This window comes from Pseudomonas sp. EGD-AK9, from assembly GCF_000465935.2.
Lineage (GTDB): Bacteria > Pseudomonadota > Gammaproteobacteria > Pseudomonadales > Pseudomonadaceae > Aquipseudomonas.
This window is the reverse complement of sequence record NZ_AVOF01000192.1, coordinates 1-6404: the sequence shown is the minus strand read 5'-3', so window position 1 is coordinate 6404 and position 6404 is coordinate 1. Positions and strand designations below refer to the sequence as shown.

The window sequence follows — 6404 nt, the reverse complement described above, 5'->3', positions numbered from 1 at the left end:
GGCCTTCGCCCGCCTGGCCGAGGCCGAGCGCCTGATGCAGCGCCAGGGGGTGGCGGATTCGCTCTATCGGGGCGTGCTGTTGCTCGTCAGCAGCCGCCTGTGGTCGTGGCAGGGCCATCACGAGCGCGCCCGCGAGGCGCTCACCCGGGTGCTCGAACACTGGCGCAGGCATCAGGTCATGCTACCGCCGCCCAACTTTCCCGACCTGTTGCCGCGCCTGCATCACCTCTTGCTGCTGCTCGATCGGGACCAGGGCCACGACATTGGCGAGGCGCTGCAGCGGCTGCTCGAGCGGGCGCTGGCCGAGGGGCGTCAGGCCCTGGCCTGCGAGTTCTGGCTGAGCTATGCCGAGGCCTGCACGGATGCCCCGACGGCGACTCGCGCCAGGCAGGCCGGGCAGGCCCTGCGTCAGCGTCTGAACTACCAGGGCCTGTGGTTCGTCGCCGACGAGTTGCCGTTGCCGGCTGCGAATGAGGGCGAGGCGGCCGCCGCGGAGGCCCCCTTGAGCGGCCGCGAGCTGGCGGTGCTGCAGCTGATCGCCCAGGGCTGTTCCAACCAGGAGATCGCCGACCGCCTGTTCATCTCCCTGCACACGGTCAAGACCCATGCACGGCGGATCAACGTCAAGCTCGGCGTGCAGCGCCGCACCCAGGCGGTGGCGATGGCCAAGGCCTGGGGCTTGATGGGCGATTGAGAGGGCCCGCTCGCGTCGGCGAGCGGGCAGGGCGGTCAGCCGAGGAAGTAGAAGGCGCCGCAGATCACCACGCCCGAATACAGCAGCATGATCAGGCAGTAGCCCATGATGTCGCGCGCGCCGAGGCCGACGATGCCGAGCAGCGGCAGGGCCCAGAACGGCTGGATCATGTTGGTCCAGGCGTCGCCCCAGGCGATCGCCATGGCGGTGACGGTTGGCGACACGCCGAGGGCCTGCGCCGCCGGCAGCATGATCGGCCCCTGCACCGCCCACTGGCCGCCGCCGGACGGCACGAAGACGTTGACCACGCCGGCGCTGAGGAAGGCCAGCAGCGGGAAGGTGTCGGCCGACGACCAGGAGATGAAGGCCTCGGTGATCTGCCGGCCGAGGGAGATGCCGTCGGCGTTGGCGCCCATCATCATGCCCATGATCCCGGCGTAGAAGGGAAACAGCAGGACGATGCCGCCGATGCCGCGCACGCTCTCGTCCACCGCGCGCATGTAGCGCTCCGGGGTGCCGTGCAGCAGCAGGCCGCAGAACAGGAAGATGGCGATCACCACGTCGAGGCCGAGGACGAAGCCCTTGCTGGCGAAGTGGTTGAACAGGTAGATCGCCGCCATGGCCACCAACGCCAGGCCGAGGATGCGGCTGTCGTCCAGGCGCTGCGCCGGGGTTTCGCGCTCCGGCAGTTGGGCGTGGGATTCCACCAGCTTGGCGGCATCGGCCACCTTGGCGTCCTGGCGCGGGTGCATGGCACGGTTGAGCAGCGGCAGGCCGATGAACAGCAGGATGACGATGGTCAGGTTCAGCGGGCTGAACAGGGTCTCGCTGATGCTCACCGGCTCGCTCAGCACGCCGGCGGTGATGCGCGCCAGATCCGGGCCGCCAGTGGCCATGGACAGCGGGATGGAGCCGGCCAGGCCGCCGTGCCAGACCAGGAAGCCGGAATAGGCCGAGGCCACCAGCAGTGGGTAGTCCACGCCTTGCACCTGGCGCGCCAGGGCGCGGGCGAACACGGCGCCGATCACCAGGCCGAAGCCCCAGTTGATCCAGCAGCCGAGCAGCGCCACCAGGGTGACCATGATGATGGCCTGGCCCGGCGTGCGCGCCAGGCTGGCCAGGCGGTCGAGCTGGCGGTTGACCACCGGGGCGCTGGCCAGGGCGTGGCCGGTGACGAAGATCAGCGCCATCTGCATGGCGAAACCGAGCAGGGTCCAGAAACCGCTGCTCCAGTGCTGCACCATGGCCGGCAGCGACTGGCCGGTGGAGGAAATGCCGGCGACCAGCACGGCCAGGGTCAGCAGCGCGGAGAACACGAAGGGTGAGGGTAGGTAGCGCTGTACCAGACTCACGCTCAGGCGGGTGAGAGTGTTGAACATGGATGACGCCTCTTTTTTATGGTTGTGAAGTGGGGCTGGCGACCAGGCATGCGAGGTTGGCTGAGCCTGGGGTTGGGGTGGAAATGACAAAGCCCGGCACGAGGCCGAGCTGGTTATCGTCGTTGCCTGGTTGGGCTTCGGGGCTGCGCCCCTCGACCCAAGCTACGGCTTTGGCTTAGCGCTCGATGGCCAGCGCCACGCCCTGGCCGCCGCCGATGCACAGGGTGGCCAGGCCCTTCTTCGCGTCGCGGCGGATCATCTCGTGCAGCAGGCTGACCAGCACACGGCAGCCCGAGGCGCCGATGGGATGGCCGAGGGCGATGGCGCCGCCGTTGACGTTGACCTTGGCCGCGTCCCAGCCCAGCTCCTGGCCGACCGCCAGGGCCTGGGCGGCGAAGGCTTCGTTGGCTTCGATCAGGTCCAGCTCGGCGAGGTTCCAGCCGGCCTTGTCCAGGCAACGGCGGGTGGCCGAGACCGGGGCGATGCCCATGATCGCCGGGTCGACGCCGGCATTGGCGTAGGCCTTGATCCTGGCCAGCACCGGCAGGCCGAGGGTCTGAGCTTTTTCGGCGCTCATCAGCAGCACGGCAGCGGCGCCGTCGTTAAGGCTGGAAGCGTTACCGGCGGTGACGCTGCCGTCCTTCTTGAACGCCGGCTTGAGCTTGGCCAGGGCTTCGGCGGTGGTGCCGGCGCGCGGCTGCTCGTCACGGGCGAAGGCGACGGGGTCGCCCTTGCGCTGCGGGATCAGCACCGGAACGATCTCGGCATCGAAGCGACCGGTCTCGATGGCCGTGCAGGCCTTCAATTGCGAGGCGGCGGCGAAGGCGTCCTGGGCGTCGCGGGAAATCCCGTATTTCTCCACCAGGTTCTCCGCGGTGATGCCCATATGGTAGTCGTTGAAGGCATCCCACAGGCCGTCCAGGATCATGCTGTCCTGCAGCTGGGCGTGGCCCATGCGCAGGCCGGTACGGGCTTTCGGCAGCACGTAGGGGGCCAGGCTCATGTTCTCCATGCCGCCGGCGATGATCACCTCGGCGTCGCCGCAGCGAATGGCCTGGGCGGCCAGGTGCAGGGCCTTCAGACCCGAGCCGCAGACCTTGTTCAGGGTCATGGCCGGTACGGCATGCGGCAGGCCGGCGCGGATCGCCGCCTGGCGTGCGGGGTTCTGGCCGGAGCCTGCGGTGAGCACCTGGCCGAGGATGACTTCATCGACCTGGGCGGCGTCGAGGCCGGTCTGCTCCAGCAGGCGCTTGATCACGATGGCGCCGAGCTCGGGCGCGGGAATCTCCGCCAGGCTGCCCTGGAAGCTGCCGATGGCAGTGCGGGTGGCGGCGACTATGACGACGTCTTGCATGCTTGACTCCTAGGCGAGAGCGAATCGCTCCACGCTGCAGTGCGATACCAGAGCCGTGGGAGGCGCTTTAGCGGCGAGTTTCCAGTCGCGGCTAAAGCCTCTGCCACAAGCCCCATCTGGCCGAACTAAAAACGCCCCGAAGACGCCGTGCGTGGTGGCGCCTTCGAGACGGTAGACAACTTAGAAGCTCATTTCCGGCACGTGGTCGGGGACGATCAGCTTGCCGGCGGTCTTGGCGACGATTTCCTCGACGCTCACCCCCGGCGCGCGTTCGCGCAGGACGAAGGCGTTGTTCTCGATTTCCAGGTAGGCCAGGTCGGTCAGCACCTTGCGGATGCAGCCGCAGCCGGTCAGCGGCAGGCTGCAGTGCTCCAGCAGCTTGGACTCGCCGTCCTTGGAGGCGTGGGTCATGGTGACGATGATGTTGTCGGCGCCGGCCACCAGGTCCATGGCGCCGCCCATGCCCTTGACCAGCTTGCCGGGGATCATCCACGAGGCGATGTTGCCGCGCACGTCCACCTCGAAGGCGCCGAGCACGGTCAGGTCGACGTGGCCGCCGCGGATCATGGCGAAGGACTCGGCCGAGCTGAAGATCGATGCGCCCTTGACCGCGGTGACGGTCTGCTTGCCGGCGTTGATCATATCGGCGTCGACCTCGGCTTCCGTCGGGAAGGCGCCCATGCCGAGCAGGCCGTTCTCCGACTGCAGCATCACCTGCATACCCTCGGGCACGTAGTTGGCCACCAGGGTGGGGATGCCGATGCCGAGGTTGACGTAGTAGCCGTCCTGCAATTCGCGGGCGACGCGCTGGGCCATCTGTTCACGGGTCAAAGCCATGGTCGTCTCTCCTCAGGCGCGCAGGGTGCGTTTTTCGATGCGTTTTTCGAAGCTGCCGCAGATCAGCCGGTCGACGTAGATGCCGGGGGTGTGGATCTGCGTCGGGTCCAGCTCGCCGGGCTCGACTATCTCCTCCACCTCGACCACGGTGATGCGTCCGGCGGTGGCCACCACCGGGTTGAAGTTCTGCGCGGTGTGGCGATAGACCACGTTGCCGAAGTGGTCGGCCTTCCAGCCCTTGACGATGGCGAAGTCGCCGGTGATGGCCGGCTCGAGGATGTAGTGGCGGCCGTTGATCTCGCGCGCCTCCTTGCCCTCGGCGACCGGGGTACCGTAGCCGGTGGCGGTGAAGAAGGCGGGGATGCCGGCGCCGCCGGCGCGCAGCTTCTCGGCCAGGCTGCCCTGCGGGGTCAGTTCGACTTCCAGCTCGCCGGACAGCAGCTGCTGCTCGAACAGCGCGTTCTCGCCGACGTAGGAGGCGACCATCTTGCGGATCTGCCGGTCTTCCAGCAGCACGCCGAGACCGAAACCGTCGACGCCGCAGTTGTTGGACACCACGGTGAGGTCGCGCACGCCGCGGCGGCGGATCTCTTTGATCAGGTTTTCGGGGATACCGCACAGGCCGAAGCCGCCGGCCAGCACGGTCATGCCGTCCTGCAGGCCGTCCAGGGCTTCTTCATAGCTGCCGACGCGCTTGTCGAGTCCGCTCATCTCGGGGTGCCTCTTGTTGTTATCCGGGGTGAGGCCAAGCTTCAGCTCTGGGGAGTGATTTGTTAAGTTTGTTTTTCCTCTGAATTAATCAGGTAAGCAAATCAATGACCGTCAAGCAGCTGCGCGCCTTCCTCGCCGTGGCGCAGAACCTGAGCTTCGCCCAGGCCTGCGAACGCCTGCACCTGTCGCAACCGGCGCTGAGCCTGGCGATCAAGAACCTGGAGGAGTCGCTCGGCGGCCAGTTGCTGGTGCGCACCACCCGCAGCGTGGCGCTGACCCCCGAGGGCGAGACCCTGCTGCCGATCGCCGTGCGCCTGCTGGCCGACTGGGACAACGCCGAGGACCTGCTGCGCCAGCACTTCAGCCTGCAGCTGGGCAGGGTGGCGGTGGCGGCCATGCCCTCGTTCGCCGGCAACCGCCTGCCGGCGGCGCTGCGCGCCTTCCGCGACGCCCATCCGCGGGTGGGGGTGACGGTGCACGACGTGATCAACGAGCAGGTGCTGGAGATGGTGCGCGATCGCCGCGTCGAGCTGGGCATCGCCTTCGAGCCGGCGACCCTCGACGGCCTGCAATTCACCGCGCTGTACGACGACCGCTTCGTCGCCGTGGTGCCGGCCGCCAGCGCCCTGGCCGCCTGCGCCGAGCTGAGCTGGGCGCAGCTGCTGGAACAGCCCTTCATCACCCTGCAGCGGCCCTCGGCGGTGCGCCTGCTGCTGGAGGACAGCGTCATCGCCACGCACGGCAAGCTGCCGGTGGCCTTCGAGAGCCATCAGTTGGTGACGGTGGGGCGCATGGTCGCCGAGGGCCTGGGCGTCAGCGCGGTGCCCAGCCTGTGCCGGCGGCAGATGGAGGAGTTGGGCGCGCGCTGCCTGCCGCTGCGCGAGCCGCAGGTCGCCCGCCGCGTCGGCCTGCTGCACCTGGCAGGGCACCAGCTGTCCCGCGCCGCCCAGGCGCTGAGCGAGACGCTGATGCGCCAGGCGGGGGCCGAGGCTTAGAGGCGGCGCCAGTCCTCGGCGGTGTCGACATCCAGCACCAGACCCGGATCGTCCAGCTCGACGATCCGCACCGCGCCCGGGTGCTGCTGGATGACCGACTTGGCGCCCGTGTCGCCGCTCAGGGCGGCGAGCTGCGGCCAGAAGCGGCGGCCGAACAGCACCGGATGGCCGCGGCTGCCGCCATAGCTCGGCAGCAGGATGCACTCGGCGTCGGCTTGCGCCAGCAGGGCGTCGAGGCTGTCGCGGCGAATCCGCGGCATATCGGCGAGAAAGATCGCCACGGCCTGCGCCGACGATTCGGCCAGCAGGCGCCGCGCCCCGGCGGCCAGGCTATGGCCCATGCCCTGGGCGCTGGCCGGGTCCTGGACGATGCGCACGGATGCCGGCAGCCCCAGCTCGGCGGGCGTCTCGCCGGGCGCAGCACCAGCCACACC

Annotated in this window: 7 protein-coding genes; 2 read left to right on the top strand and 5 right to left on the bottom strand. The window is 68.8% G+C overall.

Annotated elements, in window-relative coordinates:
• Positions 1–694 (top strand): LuxR C-terminal-related transcriptional regulator (locus N878_RS10405; protein ID WP_031302997.1); only part of this gene is annotated, 694 nt, incomplete at its 5' end.
• Between the two features lie 35 nt (positions 695–729).
• On the opposite strand, the gene N878_RS10400 is transcribed toward N878_RS10405, so the two are convergent.
• From N878_RS10400 to N878_RS10385, 4 genes are all read right to left on the bottom strand, one after another.
• Positions 730–2073: a short-chain fatty acid transporter gene (locus N878_RS10400; RefSeq protein WP_021443597.1), complete on the bottom strand. Its 1344-nt coding sequence runs from the start codon at positions 2071–2073 to the stop codon at positions 730–732.
• 175 nt (positions 2074–2248) lie between these two features.
• The gene (locus N878_RS10395; RefSeq protein WP_021443596.1) at positions 2249–3427 is read right to left on the bottom strand and encodes an acetyl-CoA C-acetyltransferase; all 1179 of its coding nucleotides are present in this window, start codon (positions 3425–3427) and stop codon (positions 2249–2251) included.
• 180 nt (positions 3428–3607) lie between these two features.
• Positions 3608–4264, bottom strand: a complete 657-nt coding sequence (locus tag N878_RS10390; protein WP_021443595.1) for a CoA transferase subunit B — start codon at positions 4262–4264, stop codon at positions 3608–3610.
• Positions 4265–4276: 12 nt separating this feature from the next.
• Complete coding sequence (locus N878_RS10385) at positions 4277–4975, bottom strand: CoA transferase subunit A (protein ID WP_021443594.1); 699 nt, start codon at positions 4973–4975, stop codon at positions 4277–4279.
• 104 nt (positions 4976–5079) lie between these two features.
• Here N878_RS10385 and N878_RS10380 point away from each other — a divergent pair, with 104 nt between their 5' ends.
• Positions 5080–5970 (top strand): LysR family transcriptional regulator, encoded by an 891-nt coding sequence (locus tag N878_RS10380; RefSeq protein ID WP_021443593.1) that lies wholly within the window; start codon positions 5080–5082, stop codon positions 5968–5970.
• Here N878_RS10380 and N878_RS10375 read toward each other — a convergent pair.
• Positions 5967–6404 (bottom strand): NTP transferase domain-containing protein (locus N878_RS10375; RefSeq protein WP_021443592.1); only part of this gene is annotated, 438 nt, incomplete at its 5' end. The two genes, N878_RS10380 and N878_RS10375, sit on opposite strands and share 4 nt — an antisense overlap.

Excerpts from the sequence above, each read along its gene's own strand:
- N878_RS10400 (WP_021443597.1), bottom strand. The coding sequence starts at position 2,073 with ATGTTCAACACTCTCACCCGCCTGAGCGTGAGTCTGGTACAGCGCTAC.
- N878_RS10395 (WP_021443596.1), bottom strand. The coding sequence starts at position 3,427 with ATGCAAGACGTCGTCATAGTCGCCGCCACCCGCACTGCCATCGGCAGC.
- N878_RS10390 (WP_021443595.1), bottom strand. The coding sequence starts at position 4,264 with ATGGCTTTGACCCGTGAACAGATGGCCCAGCGCGTCGCCCGCGAATTG.
- N878_RS10385 (WP_021443594.1), bottom strand. The coding sequence starts at position 4,975 with ATGAGCGGACTCGACAAGCGCGTCGGCAGCTATGAAGAAGCCCTGGAC.
- N878_RS10380 (WP_021443593.1), top strand. The coding sequence starts at position 5,080 with ATGACCGTCAAGCAGCTGCGCGCCTTCCTCGCCGTGGCGCAGAACCTG.